This window comes from Pseudomonas brassicacearum (assembly GCF_003732265.1).
Taxonomy (GTDB): Bacteria; Pseudomonadota; Gammaproteobacteria; order Pseudomonadales; family Pseudomonadaceae; genus Aquipseudomonas; species Aquipseudomonas brassicacearum_D.
Map to the genome: position 1 here is coordinate 1 of NZ_MOBK01000193.1, position 380 is coordinate 380.

Here is a 380-nt window from a genome sequence, read left to right on the forward strand (position 1 = left end):
GCTTCAATCGATGCGCCTGTTCGCCAGGCTTGCCGAACTTGGCAGCTTTACCAAAGCTGCCGAATCGCTGGACATCGGGCGACCGCAGGTCACTCGGTATATCCAGGAGCTGGAAACGTCACTGGGCGTGCGCTTGTTCCAGCGCACCACGAGAAAGGTCGCACTCACCGCCGAGGGCGAAAGGTTCTATGAGCGGGTACAGGAAATTCTGGCGGGTATTTCTGCTGCGACCTCAATGTTCGATCGATCAGGAGCAACGCTCACAGGCCGGCTGCGCGTCGATATCCCAAGCGCCTTCGCGCAGATGAAATTCATCAATAGCCTTAAAGAATTCACCGTCTGCTACCCAGGTATCAACATGATTCTGGGCGTGACTGATC

1 protein-coding gene is annotated in these 380 nt (G+C 56.1%); it reads left to right on the forward strand.

Features of this window, described 5'->3' with window-relative positions; translation table 11 throughout:
• Positions 1 to 380: LysR family transcriptional regulator (locus tag BK660_RS30785; protein ID WP_148057509.1), on the forward strand; the 380-nt coding region annotated here is incomplete at both ends.